The organism is Actinoplanes regularis (assembly GCF_900188005.1).
In the GTDB taxonomy this organism is placed as follows: Bacteria; Actinomycetota; Actinomycetes; order Mycobacteriales; family Micromonosporaceae; genus Actinoplanes; species Actinoplanes regularis.
Genome location: NZ_FZNR01000002.1, coordinates 794,673 through 813,498 on the forward strand (window position 1 = coordinate 794,673; position 18,826 = coordinate 813,498).

14 protein-coding genes are annotated in these 18,826 nt (G+C 70.5%); 5 read left to right on the forward strand and 9 right to left on the reverse strand.

From position 1 onward, the window contains the following. Positions 1–4 precede the first annotated feature (4 nt). The 6 genes from CHC09_RS08705 to CHC09_RS08730 all read right to left on the reverse strand — a co-directional run bounded on the left by CHC09_RS08705 (position 5) and on the right by CHC09_RS08730 (position 11,798). Positions 5–757 (reverse strand): hypothetical protein, encoded by a 753-nt coding sequence (locus tag CHC09_RS08705; RefSeq protein WP_089292445.1) that lies wholly within the window; start codon positions 755–757, stop codon positions 5–7. Continuing rightward, positions 750–10,214: a WXG100-like domain-containing protein gene (locus CHC09_RS46160; protein ID WP_179276981.1), complete on the reverse strand. Its 9,465-nt coding sequence runs from the start codon at positions 10,212–10,214 to the stop codon at positions 750–752. The genes CHC09_RS08705 and CHC09_RS46160 overlap by 8 nt, the downstream gene beginning before the upstream one ends. A 68-nt stretch (positions 10,215–10,282) precedes the next feature. Further along, a complete protein-coding gene (locus tag CHC09_RS08715) occupies positions 10,283–10,651 on the reverse strand; it encodes a hypothetical protein (RefSeq protein WP_089292447.1) in 369 nt (122 codons plus the stop codon). Continuing rightward, positions 10,644–11,051 (reverse strand): YbaB/EbfC family nucleoid-associated protein, encoded by a 408-nt coding sequence (locus tag CHC09_RS08720; RefSeq protein ID WP_089292661.1) that lies wholly within the window; start codon positions 11,049–11,051, stop codon positions 10,644–10,646. Before CHC09_RS08720 ends, CHC09_RS08715 begins: the two co-directional genes overlap by 8 nt. Before the next feature lie 89 nt (positions 11,052–11,140). Next, positions 11,141–11,425: a WXG100 family type VII secretion target gene (locus CHC09_RS08725; RefSeq protein ID WP_089292448.1), complete on the reverse strand. Its 285-nt coding sequence runs from the start codon at positions 11,423–11,425 to the stop codon at positions 11,141–11,143. A gap of 31 nt (positions 11,426–11,456) precedes the next feature. Continuing rightward, the gene (locus CHC09_RS08730; RefSeq protein WP_089292449.1) at positions 11,457–11,798 is read right to left on the reverse strand and encodes a WXG100 family type VII secretion target; all 342 of its coding nucleotides are present in this window, start codon (positions 11,796–11,798) and stop codon (positions 11,457–11,459) included. Positions 11,799–12,091: 293 nt separating this feature from the next. On the opposite strand from CHC09_RS08730, the gene CHC09_RS08735 reads away from it, so the two are divergent. The 3 genes from CHC09_RS08735 to CHC09_RS08745 are packed head-to-tail and all read left to right on the forward strand — an operon-like array spanning position 12,092 to position 15,569. Beyond that, positions 12,092–13,138 (forward strand): hypothetical protein, encoded by a 1,047-nt coding sequence (locus CHC09_RS08735; protein ID WP_089292450.1) that lies wholly within the window; start codon positions 12,092–12,094, stop codon positions 13,136–13,138. Then, positions 13,139–15,028, forward strand: coding sequence for a hypothetical protein (locus CHC09_RS48335; protein WP_089292451.1), 1,890 nt, complete (start codon positions 13,139–13,141; stop codon positions 15,026–15,028). Positions 15,029–15,047: 19 nt separating this feature from the next. After that, positions 15,048–15,569, forward strand: coding sequence for a hypothetical protein (locus CHC09_RS08745; RefSeq protein WP_089292452.1), 522 nt, complete (start codon positions 15,048–15,050; stop codon positions 15,567–15,569). Between the two features lie 25 nt (positions 15,570–15,594). Here the strand turns inward: CHC09_RS08745 and CHC09_RS08750 are convergent, their stop codons facing one another. Next, positions 15,595–15,987, reverse strand: coding sequence for an RDD family protein (locus tag CHC09_RS08750; protein WP_089292453.1), 393 nt, complete (start codon positions 15,985–15,987; stop codon positions 15,595–15,597). A gap of 192 nt (positions 15,988–16,179) precedes the next feature. Between CHC09_RS08750 and glnA the strand changes: the two genes are divergently transcribed. Further along, positions 16,180–17,604, forward strand: a complete 1,425-nt coding sequence (gene glnA / locus CHC09_RS08755) for a type I glutamate--ammonia ligase (RefSeq protein WP_089292454.1) — start codon at positions 16,180–16,182, stop codon at positions 17,602–17,604. A 354-nt stretch (positions 17,605–17,958) separates the two neighbouring features. On the opposite strand, the gene CHC09_RS08760 is transcribed toward glnA, so the two are convergent. Beyond that, on the reverse strand, positions 17,959–18,195 hold the full coding sequence (locus CHC09_RS08760; protein WP_143232244.1) for a hypothetical protein: 237 nt from the start codon (positions 18,193–18,195) through the stop codon (positions 17,959–17,961). On the opposite strand from CHC09_RS08760, the gene CHC09_RS08765 reads away from it, so the two are divergent. Further along, positions 18,188–18,325 carry an excalibur calcium-binding domain-containing protein gene (locus tag CHC09_RS08765; protein WP_218827161.1) on the forward strand — a complete coding sequence of 46 codons (138 nt, stop codon included), beginning with the start codon at positions 18,188–18,190 and terminating at the stop codon, positions 18,323–18,325. The genes CHC09_RS08760 and CHC09_RS08765 overlap by 8 nt on opposite strands. A gap of 64 nt (positions 18,326–18,389) precedes the next feature. On the opposite strand, the gene CHC09_RS08770 is transcribed toward CHC09_RS08765, so the two are convergent. After that, complete coding sequence (locus CHC09_RS08770; protein WP_143232245.1) at positions 18,390–18,806, reverse strand: hypothetical protein; 417 nt, start codon at positions 18,804–18,806, stop codon at positions 18,390–18,392. Positions 18,807–18,826 lie beyond the last annotated feature (20 nt).

The window sequence follows — 18,826 nt, forward strand, 5'->3', positions numbered from 1 at the left end:
CGGCCTACCTCTCCCCCGGGCGCCAGAGCAGCGCCGCGCCGTCGAGCGCCGCCCGGTGGTACGGCGGCAGCTCCTCCCCGGCCCAGTACACCTCGACCTCGGCGGTGCCGTCACCACGGCCGGCCAGGGCCCGCGAGGCCTCGTGCGCCCGATCCCAGGCCGGTGCGTACGGGCTCACCTCGACCAGCACCACGCGGACGCCGCCGTCGAGCGGCCCGTCCGGCGGGAAGCGCCAGGTCCGAGCGACCGAGCGGACGTCGTCCTCCTCGCGCAGCCAGATGATCGGCGACCGGTCCGCCAGATCGGTCAGCCGGGTGGCGAGGTCGTTGAGCGGGGCCAGCACGGGCGGCAGCTCCCAGAGACTCTCGCCGGGGCGGCCGGTGAAATCCATCCGGGGCGGAATCCGGTCCGCGTCGGTGGCCAGCACCTCGGCCGGCACCGGAAAGAACCGGTACCGGGGCAGCGGGGTCTCCTCGGTGAGGGTCACCAGGTCGAGCGCCATCGGGTCCTCGTCGAGGAAGGCCCGCGTCATCTCCCGGAGCAGGGCCACCTCACCGTTGGTCAGCGGCACACCGAACTCCACCGCCGAGCCCGCCACCGTGTCGGGCAGCAGAACCAGGTCACCCCCGGCCAGCATCCGCCGCATGTCGGTCAGCCAGTCGCCGGGCACCTGGCCGGCCAGCCGGAGCAGCAGCCGATGCAGGCCGCTGAAGTATCGCCAGCCCTGCTCACCGGTCTCGATCCGCGCGTCAACCATCTCCGCCCCTCTCCTCGAGGACGATGATCTCGCACCTGCCGCGCCACTCCTCCGGCAGCTTTTCCAGCGTCGCCTCGACGAGCGCCGGGTCGTACACCTGACGGGTCTTCGAACCCGGTGGCAGGACCACCTCCCGGTCCTCCGGGAACGAGGAGAACACCGAGATGTCCCGGGCGGCCACACCGGTCAGCTTGTAGACGGCGATCACCCGGTTGTCACCGGCCGGGTTCTCCGACATGAACCGCACCGCGACGTCCGACAGCGGGCTCATGCTCAGTACGCTCAGCGCCCTGCCGTCCGGGAACGCCTTCGAGCCGTAGATCGGCGAGTAGTACCTGGTCGTCCAGTCGCCGCGGTACGCGATCACCGGTTCCTCCCGGCTGCCGACCGTGGGCAGCTGCTGGAGCGCGTCGAACGACATGTCGGCATGCCAGCGCATCTCCTCGAACAGCCGGGGTGCCACCTTGCGCAGCTCCTGGCGGATCTCCCGGTGTGCCCGGCCGGCCTGGGCCTCGGCCCGGTCCGCGGCCTCGGCGGCCCGTGCGGCACCGGCCTGATCGCCCGCGGCGAGCAGGCGCGCGGCCTCTGCCTGGGCGTCCCGCATCGCCCGGGTGGACGCGATGTACCGCTCGGCCGACGGCCGGTACGCCGACGTGGAGTCGAGATGCCCGTCCCCGACGTGCACGATCGGCCGCAGAGCCAGGGGCAGCGGCAACTGCTTCGCCCCGTCGACCTTGTTGTTCAGGTAGTTGTCGACCAGCGCGTTGATCTTCCGGTCGTGCACGATCCGCACCGGGGTCTCGGCCGGGGTCGGGTTCAGCATCTCCGCGGTGATCACGTTGTTGATCAGGTAGTGACTGTGTCTGGTGTAGACGGTCAGGGCCATGATGTGCGGCTTCGTCAGGCGTTCGCCGAACGCGCGCACCTCTTCCGGCCGGTCCGGGTCGATCCCGTTGCGCTCCATCCACTCACGCAGCGGGCTGCCCTCCTCGACCCGGCCGCTCCGCAGCTGCGACCAGATCCGGTCCGCGATCTCCGGCACCTTGTGGTGGGTCTCGGTGAACCCCCTGACCGAGGTGTCCTGTGCATGGTCGAGATACAACACCTCGTGCGGCACCAGACCGTCACGTGCGATCTCGGTCCGGATCGTGTGCAGGTCGACGCCGGGCAGGCTGCGGTGCAGGTCGGCGGCGGTCAGCCGCTGTGACCGGGAGTGGACGGCGACCGGCTCGACCTCGGCCATGCTCGCACCGCGGAGGATCTCGAACAGCGAGTGGTCCCGGGACGGCAGCATCCAGCCCATCAGGCCGTGCAGGAAGCTCTCCGCCCTGGGGCCGTGGAAGCCGATCAGCTGCGCCGCGGTCAGCATCCGGGTCGTGGTGGCCGAGACGCCGTCCTGGATCGTGTGGCCGTCCCGCTTGACACCCCGGGCCCAGCGGGTGTTGTCGAGCTTCTCGATGTCGTGGACGACCTCGCCCTCGCGCCACGCCAGCTTCGAATCGGCCCCCAGACGTTCCCCGCCCATCCGCTCCAGGAACTCCCTCTCGAACTTCCCGAGCGGCGCGCCGATCCGTTCGTAGTGACCCAGGGTGTTCGCCCGGTCCGGCAGGAGCCGCTCCGGGGCGTCTCCCCGTTTCCACTGGCTGCTCACCACCTCGAGCAGGTTCCGGTACCCACGCTGGGTCGGCCGCAGGGCGTTCCCGGTCGTCATCGGATCCCGGGCGAACCGGCGCTCGACCTCCGGCGGGAGCCGGTCCTCGAGCGAGCCGACGACCCTGCGGACCGTGCTCATCTCGACCTGGTGGTGGACGCCCCGCAGCTCCCGCAGATCGAGCCCGGCCGCCAGGGCCTCCCGCAGCCGGCCGTGGTCGAACGCCGAGATCAGCGCCATGGACAGCCGGTGCGGGCTCGACCGGTTCGAGTACGCCGCGTTGTAGAACGCGGTGGCCAGTTCCCGGACGTTGCCCTCCCGCAGCAGGGTGTCGAGGGGCACGTCCCGCCCGACCTGGCCGGCGCTCTCCACAGCTCTCGGATCGTCCCGGAAGAAGGCCTGCTCGACCTCGCGGGCGATCTCGGCCTTACGGACCGGCTCCGTCTCGCCGATCGTCGCCAGGTCGGTGAGCACCTCCCGGAGCCGGGACACGGCCTCCCGCATCGTGCCCAGCGTGTGCGGGTCGTTGAAGAAGTGCACGCCGACCGCGGTCTCGAACCGCCGTGCCTCGGCGGGCCATCCCCCGTCGCTGTAGAAACGGTCGAACCCGAACGGTGGCTCGCCGGGCCGGCGGCCGCCGATCGGTCGATTCAGGTCACCAGGATCCGGCCGACGAAGACCGGGGTCGGGTTCGTGCGCTCCACCACGAGCGTGACCCAGCCCATCCGCCGGCTCCGCGGAGTCTCGAACTCCACCCCGAGAACCTTCGCCGACTCCCCGGTCACCGCGTCCCGCAGGGTCTCCCCGGTCGTGATCACCCCAGCGAGTACCTTCCCCGAGACCAGCAGGCCGCCCCGGCTCGCCAGGTCGGTGATCTCCTCGATCAAGAACTGCGCCTTCTCCGGCACTTTCCCACCCTTCGAAACCCTGCCGGAAGCGTTGGACGGCCGCGCTCTCGCTCGCGTACGCCTCCGCCTCCAACTCGCGCAGCATGTGCGGTCCGGTGACCCGGCCCTCGCGCAACTGCCTGACATGAGTGTGTTCATGGGCGACCGTGGCCGCCAGCGTCTCGGCGTCGGCGAACGCGGCCGGGCCGAGGCGGACCTGCCGCCCGCCGTACTCCGGCGGGGTCACGGCGCTGACGCCCTCCCGGTCGTACATCCGGGCCTCGGCGAGGTCGGAGATCAGATGGACGTCGACCCCGCTGAGGTCGAGACCCATCAGATCAGCGACGTGGGCCACCGCGTCGTGGGTGAAGGGGACGTCGCTGCCGTTGAGGAGGACGTCCTCGTTCGTACGCGGTGGAGTGCCGTGGTCGTGCGAATGTTCCGGGGTGTCGTTGGCGTTCGGGTTCGCGTCCGCCGCGTCCGGCTCCGCGTAACGGTCCGGGTTCAGGGCACGGTCGATCCGGTCTTGCTGGAGCCGGCGATCGGCTTCGGTGTACGGCTGGTCGTCCGCCGGGCGATACGGCTGGTCGTCCGCCGGACGATACGGCTGGTCGTCCGCCGGACGATACGGCTGGTCGTCCGCCGGACGATACGGCTGGTCGTCCGCCGGACGATACGGCTCGTGCGCTTCGCGATGCAGGTTGGGGGCCTCGTTCGGGTGCCCGCCGAGGCTGGGCGAGGGCGTCTCGGGCTCCACGCGCAGCGGAGCCTCCTCGTGCCAGCGCGGCGCCCGCTCCCCACGCCAGTCCGAGCCGAGCATGGCGCGCTTGCCGATCCAGCTGCCCTCCGCGCCCTCCTGACCGGCCCGGCCGACCTGACTGAGCTCGTACGGCGTCGGGTAGTCGGGGTGTCCGAACCTCGTCCGGGCGTGTCTGCGGTGCAGCGCCTCAGCGTCCCGGGACTCCTGCGTCATCCGGCTCAGGCCCTCGGCCGAGTCGCGGTAGCCGTACTTGCCGGCGATCCGGTCGGCGGCCTCGACGTCGCCGCGCGACAGGGCCTCGGTCATCTGCCCGAGGTCCTGGTTCAACCGATTGATCTCCGTACGAAGGCGGGCGAACACCTCGGACGGGAACCGCTCGCCGAACATCCGGCTCCAGTTGAAACCGTCCCGGGCCCAGACATAGCCGCCGATGTCCATGGCCGCGCGCAGGGTGATCCGGTCCACGCCGGACTCGACGTACCAGCCCTCCATGTGGTTGTTGAACGCCCGGGAGAAACCCCTGCCCTGCCACCACCGGTCGAGCTTCAGCTTCTCGTGGTGCACCTCCACGGTGCCGTCCGGGTTCCGGGAGAACAGCCGGTGGACGACGCCGACCGGCTGGGACTGGCCGGGGCGGTGGATGTCCATCCGGACCTCGAACTGGCCCTCCGAGAAGGCCACCACCTCGCGGACCCGGACCTCCAGGCCGGCGAAGTCACGCCCGGCCATCTCGTGCCGGAACGCCGCCTCGGCGCGCCGCACCGACTCCGGAAGGCTGTTCTCGTCCGGAGCGAAGAGCTCGCGCAGAGACGGCCGGGGCTCGCCCGGTCGCCGCGGCGACTCACCGTCCGGGCCACGCCCACCCGGGCCGTCACCGGGCTGCTCGTGCGCGGCGCGCTCGGCCTCCTCACGGGCCCGGGCCTCCTCCTCCCAGCGCCGCTGATCGCGAGCCTCGTCGTCGCGGCGCTGCTGCTCACGCAGCTCGTCGTCGCGCCGCTGCTGCTCGAACAACTCGTCCTCGTGCCGCTGCCGCTCGCGGTTCAGCTCCTCGAGACGCCGCCGCCCCTCGGCCTGCTCTTCCTCTAGGCGCCGCTGGTCGTGCAGCTCCTGTTCGCGCTGGGCCCGCTGCTCGGCCTCGGCGCGCTCCCGAGCGGCCACTTCCTGCCTGGCCCGCTCTTCACGAACGCGTTCCTGCCGGGCCTGCTCCTGCCGGGCCTGCTCCTGCCGGGCCTGCTCCTGCCGGGCCTGCTCCTGCCGGGCCTGCTCCTGCCGGGCCTGCTCCTGCCGAGCCTGCTCGTGTGACTGCGGTGTGCGGGTCGGCGGCTCCTCGTGGCGCGGTGTCACCTGGTCGAGTACCTGCTCAGCGAGGCGGTCGACGGTCCGGCTGATCTCGGCCGGCGACTTCGGCTGCCAACCGCCGTGCTCGTTCTGCTCGGCGAGGTGCTCCGTGGACCACCGGCCGAACTGCTCCGGCCCGGTGCGCGACCGCAGCTGCGCGGAGACCTGGTCCCGGTTGAGTCCTTCGGCCGGTGGCGGTTCGGCCCGGGTGGCCGGATGGCGGTTGACCACCTCGGCGGGCAGTTCCGGCACGTCCTCGCCGCGCATGATCTCCAGGATCCGCAGCGACTGCGGCGGCTCCTCCGCCCGCATCGGCTCGCCCGGCGGCGGCGGATCATCGTGCGGCGCCGCCCCACCATCGTGCGAGGACGCGCCGTCGCGTGCGGTCACACCATCGCGTGCGGTCACACCATCATGTGCGGTCGCGCTGTCGCGTGCGGTCGCGCTGTCGCGTGCGGTCGCGCTGTCGTGGGGCGAAGCCGGCACGCCCTCGTGCGCTGCCCGGCCCGCCGGGCCTTCGGCCGGCGGTCGCAGCTGGTCGCCCACCTCGCTGTGGAGGATGCGCCAGGCGTCATTCAAAGTTTCCCGTACGTGTGAAGGCCGCGCCGCCACGTCCTCCGGCACGTGGGTCGACAGCACCACGCCGGCGGGTTCGGTCTGCCGCCAGCCGCCCCCGTCGAGCGCCTCCATCGGGGGCCGGACCACGACCGCGCGGCCCGGCGGCACCGACTCGTTCACCTGGATCTTGACGTCCACCTCGAGGCCGTCGCCGAACCGTACCCGCATGACCTGCGTGTCGCTGTCCCAAGTGCCGTGGTGCGGCACGCCCGGCTCACTCGGCTGGCGCCCGTTGACCAGGTCGGTCATCTCGCCGTTGAGGGTGTGGACGACCTCGTGCGGCGCGGCCACCGGGCGGTCCATCGGCGGCCCGTCGACCGAGATCAGCCGGAACGGATCATGCTCACCGGGAACGTGCGAGCGGCCGGTGTCGCCCCGCTTCGCCATCGGGCTACCGGACTCCGAATCATGATCAGTCCCGCGCGGCGTCTCCGGGCCCGCCTGCCTCTCCTGGGCTGCAGGCGTCTCCCGGGCAGTCGGAGCCTCCCGAACTGCCGGCGTCTCCCGGGCTGCCGGGGCCTCCCGAACTGCCAACGTCTCCCGGGCTGCCGGCGTCTCGCGGGCTGCCGGCGTCTCGCGGGCTGCCGGCGTCTCGCGGGCTGCCGGCGTCTCGCGGGCTGCCGGCGATTCGGCTGCGGCTCGCTCCGGCAGTGCTTCGGCGATCGCGTCGACCTGCTCGCGCAGCGCCGGGATGTCCGGGAAGTGATCGGCGGCGAACTTGGCGTTCTTGCTCTGCGATCGGGTCTCGACGTGCTGCTTGTACTCCCGCGCGTACTCGCCGAGGCCCTCGATGTGCTTCGCGACGATCGCCGGGTCGGCGCCGTTCCGATCCAGCCGGATGATCTCCTCGAGCCGCACGTGGTACTCGACGATGAACATCCGGTTGCCGATGATGTTCGGCACCGCTTTCGCCGAGGGGAAGGTGCCGTCCCCGGTGTCCCGGACCGCGTTCGTACCCCATTCTGGGCCGTTCGGGAAACGGGCCCGGCTCTCCATCTGGTGGACGTGGCCGACCTCGTGCTCGAAGTCCAGGAATCGCATGTCCGGAATGACCCGCATGCGCTTCTCGAGCCGCCAGAAGACCTTGCCCTTGGCGTCGTAGACGTGCCGGTACTCGGTCTCCGGCCACCCGGCGTCCTCTTCGTAGATCTCGACGCCGAGCTCCCGCATCTCTTCCGCGATGCGGGGGAAGTCCGGGTGCTCACGGAACCGCACGGTCCCCTGTCGGATCGACTCAGGCGTCGGGTCGACACCGGTCTCGTGCCCGGCCGCGGCCATCGCCTTCTCACCGGGCCCCACGGCGCTCGGGTCGTGCGGCGGAGTCTCATCGTGCGGCGGCGGCCCGTCCGGCGGAGTCTCGTCGTGCGGCCGCCCACCGCCCTCCCCGTCACGCCCGGGATGCGCCTGCTCGCCCTCACGAACCGGATGCTCAGCGGCAGGCCGCTCCTCCCGGATCGCTGGCGGCTCCTCACCCCGTCGCACACCGTCCACATCGGCCCGCCGGGGCACCTCTTCCCCAGGCCGGGTAGGAGGCGCCACCTCATCCCGGCGATGCTCCGTCCCACTCCGCTCAGAGACGGCCCGCTCAGAAGAAGCACGCTCAGAAGCGGTCCGCTCAGAAGAAGCACGCTCAGAAGCGGTCCGCTCAGAAGAAGCACGCTCAGAGACGGCCCGCTCGGAAGAAGCATGCTCGGAGACGGCCCGCTCGGAAGAAGCACGCTCGGAGGCGACCCGCTCGGAAGAAGCGCGCTCGGAGGCGCCCCGACCCGACGGTGTGCGATCGGAGGCCGCGCGGTCCGGAACAGTGCGCTCCCCGGCCGGTCGCTCGGTGGCCGCACGGTCACCACCCACGCGATCGGTCGCCGCGCGATCACCACCAACCCGATCGGTCGCCGCGCGATCACCACCAACCCGATCGGTCGCCGCGCGATCACCACCAACCCGATCGGTCGCCGCACGGTCACCACCAACCCGATCGGTCGCCGCGCGATCACCACCAACCCGGTCCGTCGCGACACGATCGCCATCAACCCGGTCGGTCAGCGGCTGATCAGGACCCGTCCGGTCGCTCACCGGACGATCGACACCCGGACGATCGGTGGCGGCCCGGTCGACAGCCGGCCGATCCGTGCCGGAACGATCGCCCGGCTGCTGATCCGCGCCCGCACGGTCACCGGCGGAGTGTTCACCCTCGGGACGATCCGAGGCCGTACCGTCTGAAATGGATCTGTCGCCGCCGTCGATGACCCGGTCCGTAGGTCCGGAGTCCCGGATCCCGCTGTCGCGCACGCCGGTCCCGGCCGCGGCCGGGCGATCTCCCGCGCCCCGGTCGGCGGGCCCATCATCCGCCCCGCGGTCCGCCGCGGACGTGTGATCCCCGGTCGCCGTCTGCTCCGGCCGGGCCGCTGCCGGCGGCCCACCATCGGGAGGCGGCCCGTCACCGCCCACCCCGACCCGCTCCTGCCCCGCCACGCCCGTCGCGCCACTCCCGGTGGACGTGGTCTGCCGGGCCCCGGTCTCCGCCCGGACCGGACTGTCGCTCCGCCCGGCCAGCGCCTCCGTACGACCCGGCGCGGCGGCGGTCGACGCGGCGGCCGGCGCCATGTGCTGGGCCTGGATGCCGGTGTCCGTGGAGCGAAAGCCCTCGCTGTGCCCGGAGCTGCCGCCGTTGTAGTCGGTCGACCAGGAGAATTGCCCGTCGCTGGTGAGCACCAGGCTCTCGTTGTGCGTGGAACGCGCCGAGACGACGGTGAAGTCGCCCTCCCTCGCACCCGGCAGCACCTGGACGTCCTCGCCGATCCGCAGGTGGCCACCGCCGATGTGCGAGCTCTCCAGGTGGGTCTGACCGCCGAAGATCACGCCGGCCGCGGCACCCTGCACCGCGCCGTGCCCGACGTTGCTCCAGTTGATCGAGTCGCTCTGGCCGGTGGCGACCGCGTAGACCTCGGTGCCGAGGGCGGTGCCACCGCCGGCCAGCGCGCCACCGACGGCGTGGCCGATCGGGCCGCCGAACATGCCCGCGCCGAACGCCGCACCCTGGAGTGTGCTGGTGCCGACGTGACCCCAGTCCATCTCGGTCCGGTTGCCGGACATCTCCTGGAACATCTGCCCGAGCACGTCGGTGCCGCCCATGAACATGGCGCCGAACGCGGTGCGGGTACCGACGTACGAGACGAACTCCCGGCCGAGACCGGCCTCGGCCGCCCGCCGGGCGGCGATCTTCTCCAGCTCGGTGGTGGCGACCCTGGTGGCGGCGGACTCGGCGGCCTCCTGACCGACCTTCTTCTTCGCCCAGTTCTTGAGGAGCTGCTCGCGGATCTCCTTGGACAGCTCGCGCTGCAGCGTCCGCCGGACCCCCTTGTTCAGGGTGCCGGTGAGCTCTCTGGTGGCGAGTTTGCGCAGCTCCTTGGCGGCCAGTTTCTGGGCGACCGCCTTGGAGATGCCGCGGGCCGCGAGCTGGCGCGGGGTGAGGTTGGTGAGACCGGTCCTGGCGGCCTTGGCCAGGGCGTCCCTGCTCAGCTTCTTACCGGCGTCGGCCAGCGCGCGCGAGGTCGCGTTCTTGCCCGCGGCGAGGACCTTCGGTACGGCGCCCTTTCCGGCCGCCAGCACCCGGGGCGCTCCCTTGGCCAGCGCCGACGGCAGCCTCTTGAAGAGCTGGACCATCGACTTGAGCAGGACCTTGAGCGAGATCGACGCGATCTTCCGGACCGCCGCGGTCGCCGCTTCCAGGAGGGCCTTGCGGCAGAGCGCGAAGAGCCCGGGCGCGGCGGCGATCGAGCCGCCGCCGGACGGGATGATCGCCAGGATCAGCATGAACAGCGAGACGGCGAGCATCACCAGGTTGACCGCGGCGATGAACTTCATCAGCTCGACCTCGAGGCCGAACTTCTGCACGGCGCCCTGCATCTCGCCGGTGCCGGAGGCGGTCGAGCGGAGGCCTTCCAGGTAGGCGAACCACTGCTCGGCGAAGCGCTGCGCGGACTCGTCGCCGGACCAGTTCTCCAGGATGCCGTTGGCGGCCTGGGAGATGTCCTTGTACGCGTCGTTCAGCGTCTCGGCGAGCAGGCCCCACTGGTCGGCGAGGTCGTAGACGTCGTTGGCGCTGGATTCCGGGATCGGTCCGAGAATGATCTCGCCGACCCAGCTGCGGGCACCAGGGATGTACTCCTCGACGGAAGCGAACCAGTCGAGGATCGTCGTCATGACCTCGTGGTCGTCGCCGCTAGCCACGACGCGCCGCCGGGCCGTCCGGCCGGTGCATCACCGTCGCCTCACACCTGCCCGGACTTCGCGATGTCGGCACCCGACTGCTCGTCGGTGACATCGTAGGAGGCCATCGCGTCGGCGACGTACCTACCGATCTCGATCAGCTTGTCGCCGCAGTACGCGGCGGCGCTGCGCAGCGCCACGTTCGCGGTCGAGGGGTGACCCTCGGCGTCCGTGGTAGCGGTGACGTACTGCGGGTGGAACTCGTTGGTGAACTGGTCGGGCGGGAACGTGCCCTCGCGGCCCTCACGCTCCTCGATCTCCGGGATGCGCTCCCGCACGGCCTTGGCGAGGTCCTCGCCGCGATCCCTGATCCGGTGCGCGATGTTGATGATGTCGGTCGGGGATGAGCTGATCCGAACGTACTCACCCATGGTCGTCCTCCAACCGCTTGCGCACGTCGGTGTCGTGGCTGCCGACGAAGGTGCGCACATCCGTTCCGGCCAGCGCCCGGAGGTCGCTGGGGAGCGCGTCGTTCAGTACCTCGTTGCTCTGCTTGCCGGCCTCCTCGATGGCGGCCCGCACGGTCTGCACGATGCTCGCGGCGAGCGCCTTGGAGTTGGGCTGGCGGAGGATCCGCGGGTCGATCTCGAGCTCCATGAGGTGCCCGCGGGGCCCGACCACGGCCTTGATCATGCGGTCCGGCGACCAGGCGGTGCCGGTCACGGCGAGCATGCGTTTCTGCATCTCGGGGAGTTCCGCGGTGGCTCTGCTCAGGTCGGCGACCATGTTGCGGAGAGCACCCCAGTCGGGCCGCCCGGCTACGTCCGCCATCGGCGCACCTATCCCGTCGTACGTCTCCGGCGAACCGGACTGCCGATATCGCGCGCCGGCCGCCGGTTGTCGCCGGCGGCCGGTGGCGGTCACATCCCAGCGGCGATCTGCTGGTCGATCTGCTGCATCCGCTCCGCGGACGCACCGAGCTTGACGCCCACCGACTGGAGCGCCGCCTTGATCTCGAGCGCGCCCTGGTTCCACTTCTGCCGGGCCTGGTCGCAGGCCTCACCGGCGGCGCCGGTCCAGTCCTCCGCGAACGTCTTGCTGAACTCGGCGTAGAGGTCGGCCAACTCACGGTCCATCTGGCCCTCGAAGGTGCCGATGGCCATGGCGACATCGCTGATCTCGCCGAAGTTGTAGGTGATACCCATCTGACTCGCCTCTCCGATCTCGGCTACGCGCTCAGCCGCGCAGGATGCTGATGACGGAACTGTCCCCGGTGGAGGCGGCCGCGTTGCGGATCTCCTGCGCGGCGTCCTCGTCGTGCACGCCGTACTGCTTCGACGCGCTGCTCATCTTGCCGGCGAGCTCGTCGAGGGCGTTGATGATCTTCTTCAGGCCGTCGTTGAGCTGCACCGAGACGTCCTGGAGCGCGTTGTTCGCGGTGCCCTGGAAGCCACCGCCGCCGAGCGACTGAATCCGTTCGAGCAGCCGGGCCATGCCGCCCGCGATGTGCTGTCCGGTTTCCTCGCATCTCTGCGCCATCGTATTCAACTGGTCCTGTGTGGCATGGAGCTGACCCATACCCGGAGTTCCTGACAAGGTGGTTCACCCCGATTCTCGTTGTCGGCGCACTCTGGGAGCGACCGCGAAACGCCCATGTGGACTCGAAGGTAGCCAAGGTCGGCTGTCGCGGCCACCCCGCTCTGTACGCCATGGACTCCTGCCATCACGTACACCCCTCGAGCGAAAACGGTTCGAACCCGTTCGGGGAAGGGGGCGTACTCTCTAGCGTCCCCCGCCTGGTGTCCTGTCGTACTAACCTTCGGGGACCGGCTCGGGGACCGCATGAGTGGCCACAACTCGGGGGAGGCGTGATGAGCGACAACGGCAATCCGTACCCGGAACAGACCGCGACGAACGCGCGGGCCCCGTGGCTCGACGGCGGTCCGCCGCTGGACGTCAAGCTGGAGGGCCTCCGCAAGTACGCCAAGCACATGTCCGACCAGCAGGTGGACCTCGTGACCCGTGGTACCCATCTGGGCCGGCTGACCCAGATGCCGATGGACGCCTGGAGCTCCGACGTCCTCGGCGAGGCGGCCGCGGTGAAGGCGCAGGTGCTGGCGAACGCCTCGGAGCTCTTCGCCTACCTCGAGATGCTCGGCAAGACCCTGCACAACGTCGGCAGCGCGGCGCAGACCATCGCCGACAGCTACGGGACCGGCGACGCGATGTCGGCCGCCTCCCTCAACGACGTGCTGTTCGCCTTCGGCGACAAGTCGGTGCCGCGCCCGTCCGGGCTGCCGAAGGGCCTCGGCGAGACGTACTGGGACCAGCAGGCCAACGCGAAGGCCGCGCCGCTCGACGCCGCCAGTGGACTGTGGACCGATGGCGAGACCAGGCAGGTCAGCCCGATCCAGACAGTGCAGACCTCGTTCGGGCCGAACGGCGAGAAGCGCGAGGTTCGGATCACAAACGTCCCGGGTGGTGGCGGCACGATCACCACCACCACGGTGTACGACGCCAAGGGTCACGTCGTCACCACCTCCTCGAGCCGGGTGACCACCTACTTCAACGGCGACACCCAGACCACCACCGAGGAGTCGTACGACGCCAAGGGCAACAAGACCGGCTCGACCAGGACGACGACCACGTACACGTCGTCCGGTGAAGTCGGTCATGAGGTGACCGAGACCAGGGACGCCAAGGACGTCACCACCAACCGGAAGACGACCGACCTCGACGAGGGCAGCAAGGTCGTCACCGAGACGTCGGAGAAGAGCGTCAAGGACAAGGACGGCGACGGCACCCACTTCGAGCCGACCGACAGGGTCACCGTCGGCCGGCAGACCGAGGGCCAGGAGGGCGTGTCCGACACGATCGCCGGCAAGTACGACCCGTACCGAGACGAGGTGCCGGGCTAGATGGCGAACTACTTCGGCTTCGAGGCCGACAAGAACTACGGGTACAGCCAGTACAGCGGGTACACGCACTACAAGTCGCACCCGGGCGCCAACGTGCCGTTCACGTCGGCGCCCGGCGAGGGCAACTCGCTGACCATCGACGACGTCAATCGCAAGATCAAGAACATGCATCCGGAGGACATCGCCGCCCTCGCCGACCAGTGGGCGAACGCGGTGGCCTTCATGCTGGACGTCAAGGACTTCGTCCACCGCCGCAGCGTCGAGCTCCAGGAGGACTGGAAGTCCCCGGCAGCCGCCGGCGAGTTCCTCAAGCGGGGCCCCGGCGAGACGCTCAGCTACCTCGACATGTGGATCGACGCCGCGCAGCAGAACGTCACCGCGTTGCGCCATCTGGTGAATGTCACACGCGACGCGCGCGACGAGATGGAGAAGCTCGTCGCGGAGTACGAGTCGAAGCTCCACGCGGCGGAGGACGTCAGCGGCTGGGAGAACTTCAGCAGCTTCATGACCAGCACCTCATGGAGCTGGTCGGAGTCGGCGAAGGAAGAGATCGCCGCGGACCAGAAGCCCATCCACGAGGAGTACAAGCAGAAGGCGCAGATCCTCGCGCAGAAGTACGCGAACCAGTACTACGACTACATCTCCACGCTGACGTCCGGCATGGGGCCGCCGGTCCAGCCGATGAACGCGGTGCTGAACAACCCGGGCAGCCCGCCGGCGCCGAACCCGCCGAGCCTGGGCTCCGCGGGACCGCCGCCGGCCGCTCCCCCGGCGCTGCCGCCCGCGACGCCACCGGCCATCCCGCCGGCGCTCAGCGTCGTGAACCCCACCGAACCGACCCTGAACGAACCGCCGATCTCGCCGGCCAACCCGCCGACAAGCACCCCCGCGCCGGCGCCCGGCCTGCCGAACCAGCCGACGCTGCCGCCCGGCCTGCCTGGTGGGCTCCCGGTCCTGCCGCCCGGGGTGGTCCGCCCCGGCCTGGGCCGGACCCTGCCCGGGCTGCCGCCCGGCACCGGTCAGCAGGCGCTCGGGTTGCGCCCCGGCACCACCGCGCCGACCACGCCGGCCCTCCCGCCGAACCCCGGCCAGCTCGGCCGTAACTCGTTCGGCCGGGGCGCCGGCCAGCCACCCGGCACCGGACTCCAGCCGCCGGGCCGTACCCTGCGCCGCGGCACCGGCGGCCCGAACGGGCGTACGCCCGCGATGCCCGGTCGCACCGGGGAACGCCGGCGAGGCGACGAGCTGACCCGGCTTCCGGGCGCTCCCGCGGCGGGCGACGAGTCGTTCGGCCGTCCACCGGGCAGCACGGCGCCGCCCGTACTGAAGAATCCCACCGGGAACAAGGACCGGAAGCGGCCCGGCAGCGCCGAGGCGCTCAACCCGACCGCGAGCGCGGGCAGCCGCGACGCCTTCCGCCCGGACGGCACCGCGCCGCCGGTGCTGAACCGGCCGACCACCCCGGCCGCACCCACCCAGCCGCCGTCCCGGCGCCGCGGTGAGCCGTCCCAGGACCGGCACTCCTCCCCCTGGGCCGACTATTTCGGGACCGAGCAGGCGCGCGCCGAGGCCGGCTCGGGCATGCTCGAGGCGCCGGCCACGCCGCTCACCGGCTCCCGGGGAGCCGGGCTGGAGGGGGTCCCGCGGGGCCTGCGCAGCCATGCCGCCACGCAGGGCGAGCACCAGCAGGGCACCGTCAACCCCGAGCTCAGCAAGCGCCGGACCTACAGCGAGCACGTGCCGGCGCCGATCGAGGACGACGAGGCGCGCATCGTCACCGACGAGCAGGCGTTCGAGGTGCAGACCCCGGGCGGCGGCGTGGTGACGAGCAGGCGGGACGAGCAGGCGTACGAGCCGGAGATCCGGCGCGTGCTCGGCGGCGGCCAGTGACGCACCGGAGGAAACGGCAGTGGTGAAGATCGGCAACCCGGCCAACTACACCGTCCAGGTCTTCCCGGACGAGTGGGAGGCGGAGTCGCCCGAGGAGGAGGCCCGGTTCGCCGGGATCTTCTCGGTCGCCCTCAACCTGCACGGGCTGATCACGTTCGTGCCCGGGGTGCCGGCCGACCCGCCGCCCCTGGCGGCCGCGCGGCCGCCGCGGGAGGACGAGTTCACCACCGCCGCCGAGGTCCGGTGGTGCGAGCTGCTGAACTCGCCCTACTCCGTGACGCCGGACGACACCCGGGCCGGGACGGTCGGTGAGGTCGGCAGCGAGGAGTCCCCGGCCACGGTCTTCTACGTGACCGGGGAGGAGTTCGCGGCCTTCACCACGGAGCTGTGGGAGCTGGCCGAGATCGCGTCCGGCGGCAACCCCCGGGTGCGGCGCGACGAGCTGCTCGACCGCGCGGTGATCCGGTTCATCGAGGACCGGGTCGTCGGCTCCGGCCGGCTGCGACCGGAGCACGCCGCGAGCCTCGGCCGGGCCGGATAGCCAGGCCCGGCCGGGCAGGCCGGATCTAGCGCGGACTCCCGGTCACGATCGAGCCGGCCGCCTTGTCGTGCAGGCCGCGGCCGTCGGTGCCGGCGATCAGGGCCGGGACCAGCAGGGCCAGCAGGAGCGCCCGGTACAGACCGTGGAGCAGGCCGATCGCGCCGCCGTCGGCGTAGGACACGCAGCGGATCCGGGCCAGGCGCATGCCCGGCGTCTGGCCGAACAGCCCGATGAAGACCGTGTTGAGCAGGATCAGCAGGACGATCGGCGGCCAGGGCACCCTGCTCGGGCTGGCGTACAGGCCGGCTACCAGCAGACAGAGGATCCAGTCGATGAAGATCGCGATCAGTCGCCGCCCGCCGCCGGCCGGTTCCGGACGGCCCGTGGCCTGCGGTAAGTCGTTGGTGGAAGCTGCCACAGCCGCCGAGCGTACGCGATAGGGTCCGTAGGTCGGCCGCCGCGCTCACGCCGTGCCTGATCATCCTGTTACGTAACACGGCGGAAACAATAGGGATACGCCGGGGCAACTCCGTACCCATAACGTCGCGACCAGCCTTGCCAGGTGGCGGCCCAGGCCGCCCGGTATCGGAATACTGTGCCAGGAGGACGTGTGTTCGCCAATCCCGAGGAACTCCTGCGATACCTCAAAGACGAGGACGTCAAGTTCGTTGACGTGCGTTTTTGTGATCTTCCCGGCGTGATGCAGCACTTCAACATCCCGGTGGAGTCGTTCGACGACAGCGTGGTGACCGACGGTCTCGCCTTCGACGGGTCCTCGATCCGCGGCTTCCAGGCCATCCACGAGTCCGACATGATGCTCCTGCCGGACGTCGCGACCGCCTTCGTCGACCCGTTCCGGATCCAGAAGACGCTGGCGCTCAACTTCTTCATCCACGACCCGTTCACCCGCGAGGCGTACTCGCGTGACCCGCGGAACGTGGCCAAGAAGGCCGAGGCGTACCTCGCCGCGAGCGGCATCGCCGACACCGCCTACTTCGGCGCCGAGGCGGAGTTCTACATCTTCGACTCGATCCGCCACGAGACCTCTGCCCACCAGGCGTTCTACTACATCGACTCGATCGAGGGCGCCTGGAACAGCGGCCGCGAGGAGGCCGGTGGCAACCGCGGCTACAAGACCGCGTACAAGGGCGGCTACTTCCCGGTCTCCCCCGTCGACCACTACTCCGACCTGCGCGACGCCATGGTGCGCCGCCTGGTCGACACCGGCTTCACCGTCGAGCGCTCGCACCACGAGGTCGGCACCGCCGGCCAGGGCGAGATCAACTACAAGTTCTCGACGCTGCTGCACGCCGGCGACCAGATGCAGCTGTTCAAGTACATCATCAAGAACACCGCCTGGGAGCACGGCAAGACGGCGACGTTCATGCCGAAGCCGCTCTTCGGTGACAACGGCTCCGGCATGCACACCCACCAGAGCCTCTGGCTGGGCGGCGAGCCGCTGTTCTACGACGAGACCGGTTACGCCGGCCTGTCCGACACCGCCCGCTGGTACATCGGTGGCCTGCTGCACCACGCGCCGTCGCTACTCGCGTTCACCAACCCGACCGTCAACTCGTACCGGCGCCTGGTGCCCGGCTACGAGGCCCCGGTCAACCTGGTCTACTCGCAGCGCAACCGCTCCGCCTGCACCCGCATCCCGGTGACCGGCAGCAACCCGAAGGCCAAGCGCGTCGAGTTCCGCGTGCCGGACCCGTCGTCGAACCCGTACCTGGCCTTCTCCGCCCAGATGATGGCCGGCCTGGACGGCATCAAGAACAAGATCGAGCCCCCGGCTCCGATCGACAAGGACCTGTACGACCTGCCGCCGGAGGAGTGGGGCAGCGTCAAGCAGGTGCCGGGCTCCCTGGACGCCGTGCTCAACTCCCTGGAGAACGACCACGACTTCCTCACCGCCGGCGGCGTCTTCACCGACGACCTGATCTCCACCTGGATCGACTACAAGCGCACCCACGAGATCGACCCGGTCCGTCTGCGCCCGACCCCGCACGAGTTCGAGATGTACTACAACGTCTGAGCACACACTGCTCTGACCTGGGATCACGCCGCTCCAGCGGACCCGGGACCAAACAGGAACAACCGGCGAGTCGTCGACCACCCAGCGAGGGAACGGTCGACGGCTCGCCGAGCCTTGTCCCGCCGCCGAGGGCATCAGAATCGGTCCGCTATGGCCGATCGTTACCGCGTAAAGATCCGATCCGGTGATCGACGAAGATCATCGTCGCGGTCACAGTGGTCGGGTGACCTACCCGACAGCACCGCAACCCGCCTGGCCCCCACCGCCGGCGCCAAAAAAGCCCCTCTGGCAAATATTGACCATCGTCATTGGTGCCGTCCTCGTCCTGTGCTGCGGGGGCACCATGCTCTTCGGCTACATGCTCTCCGACCCGGTCTCGACGAGACCCGGCAGTGCTCCCACCGCAAGCCCGGCCAACCTCGTCGGCGCCGGCGATGCTGTGACCGCAGCGCCCAGCACGGCGCCCAGCGCCGAGCCGACGACAACCGGAACACCCACGCTGAAGTCTGTTCCGCCCGCGCCGAAGCCGACGACGACCAGACCGGCGGCGAAGCCGAGGACGACCACACCGAAAACGAAGCCGATGACCACCGAACCCGAAGAGGTCTACTACAAGAACTGTGCCGCGGTACGGGCCGCGGGCGCGGCCCCTATCCATCGGGGTGACCCCGGCTATGCGAAGCACCTGGACCGGGACGGCGACGGAGTCGGCTGCGAGTAGACAGTGTGCCCGCGGCGCAGGGAAGACCCGGGGAAGCCGAGAGCCCTGATCCGCGATCCGAGGATCAGGGCTCTGTTGTTGGTCGGTCAGAGGGTTCGGGGAGCGGCGGCGACGGACGCGGCTCGAAGAACCAGCCTCGGACGGCGGGGCGGGTCAGCAGGATCAGGTAGATCACCGGGATCGCCGCCGAGCCCACATTGTCCAGGCCGCCGAGTCCGACGGAGAGCGCCCCGAGCATCAGCGACAGGACGTTCGCGACCAGCACGCTCCACCACGCCCACCGGTGTGCCCGCTGCAGGCAGAACGCCAGGACCAGGATGAACACGCCGTAGAGGGTCTGCCCGAACACGGGCAGCGCGTTGGCCAGCGGGCCCCCGTGGACCCGGCTCCCGGCCAGCGAATAGAACACGGTCAGGCCGCCACCGAGATAGAGCAGGATGCACATCGCGGTGACGATCGGCGGGGTGGGTCGTTTCGGCACCGCGGCATTGAAGCACCTGC

Bases quoted from the DNA above. Each gene is read 5' to 3' on its own strand.
- CHC09_RS08735 (WP_089292450.1), top strand. From the start codon at position 12,092: ATGAGCGACAACGGCAATCCGTACCCGGAACAGACCGCGACGAACGCG.
- CHC09_RS08705 (WP_089292445.1), bottom strand. From the start codon at position 757: ATGGTTGACGCGCGGATCGAGACCGGTGAGCAGGGCTGGCGATACTTC.
- CHC09_RS08720 (WP_089292661.1), bottom strand. From the start codon at position 11,051: ATGGCGGACGTAGCCGGGCGGCCCGACTGGGGTGCTCTCCGCAACATG.
- CHC09_RS08725 (WP_089292448.1), bottom strand. From the start codon at position 11,425: ATGGGTATCACCTACAACTTCGGCGAGATCAGCGATGTCGCCATGGCC.
- CHC09_RS08715 (WP_089292447.1), bottom strand. From the start codon at position 10,651: ATGGGTGAGTACGTTCGGATCAGCTCATCCCCGACCGACATCATCAAC.
- CHC09_RS08765 (WP_218827161.1), top strand. From the start codon at position 18,188: ATGACCACCGAACCCGAAGAGGTCTACTACAAGAACTGTGCCGCGGTA.
- CHC09_RS46160 (WP_179276981.1), bottom strand. From the start codon at position 10,214: ATGACGACGATCCTCGACTGGTTCGCTTCCGTCGAGGAGTACATCCCT.
- CHC09_RS48335 (WP_089292451.1), top strand. From the start codon at position 13,139: ATGGCGAACTACTTCGGCTTCGAGGCCGACAAGAACTACGGGTACAGC.
- CHC09_RS08730 (WP_089292449.1), bottom strand. From the start codon at position 11,798: ATGGGTCAGCTCCATGCCACACAGGACCAGTTGAATACGATGGCGCAG.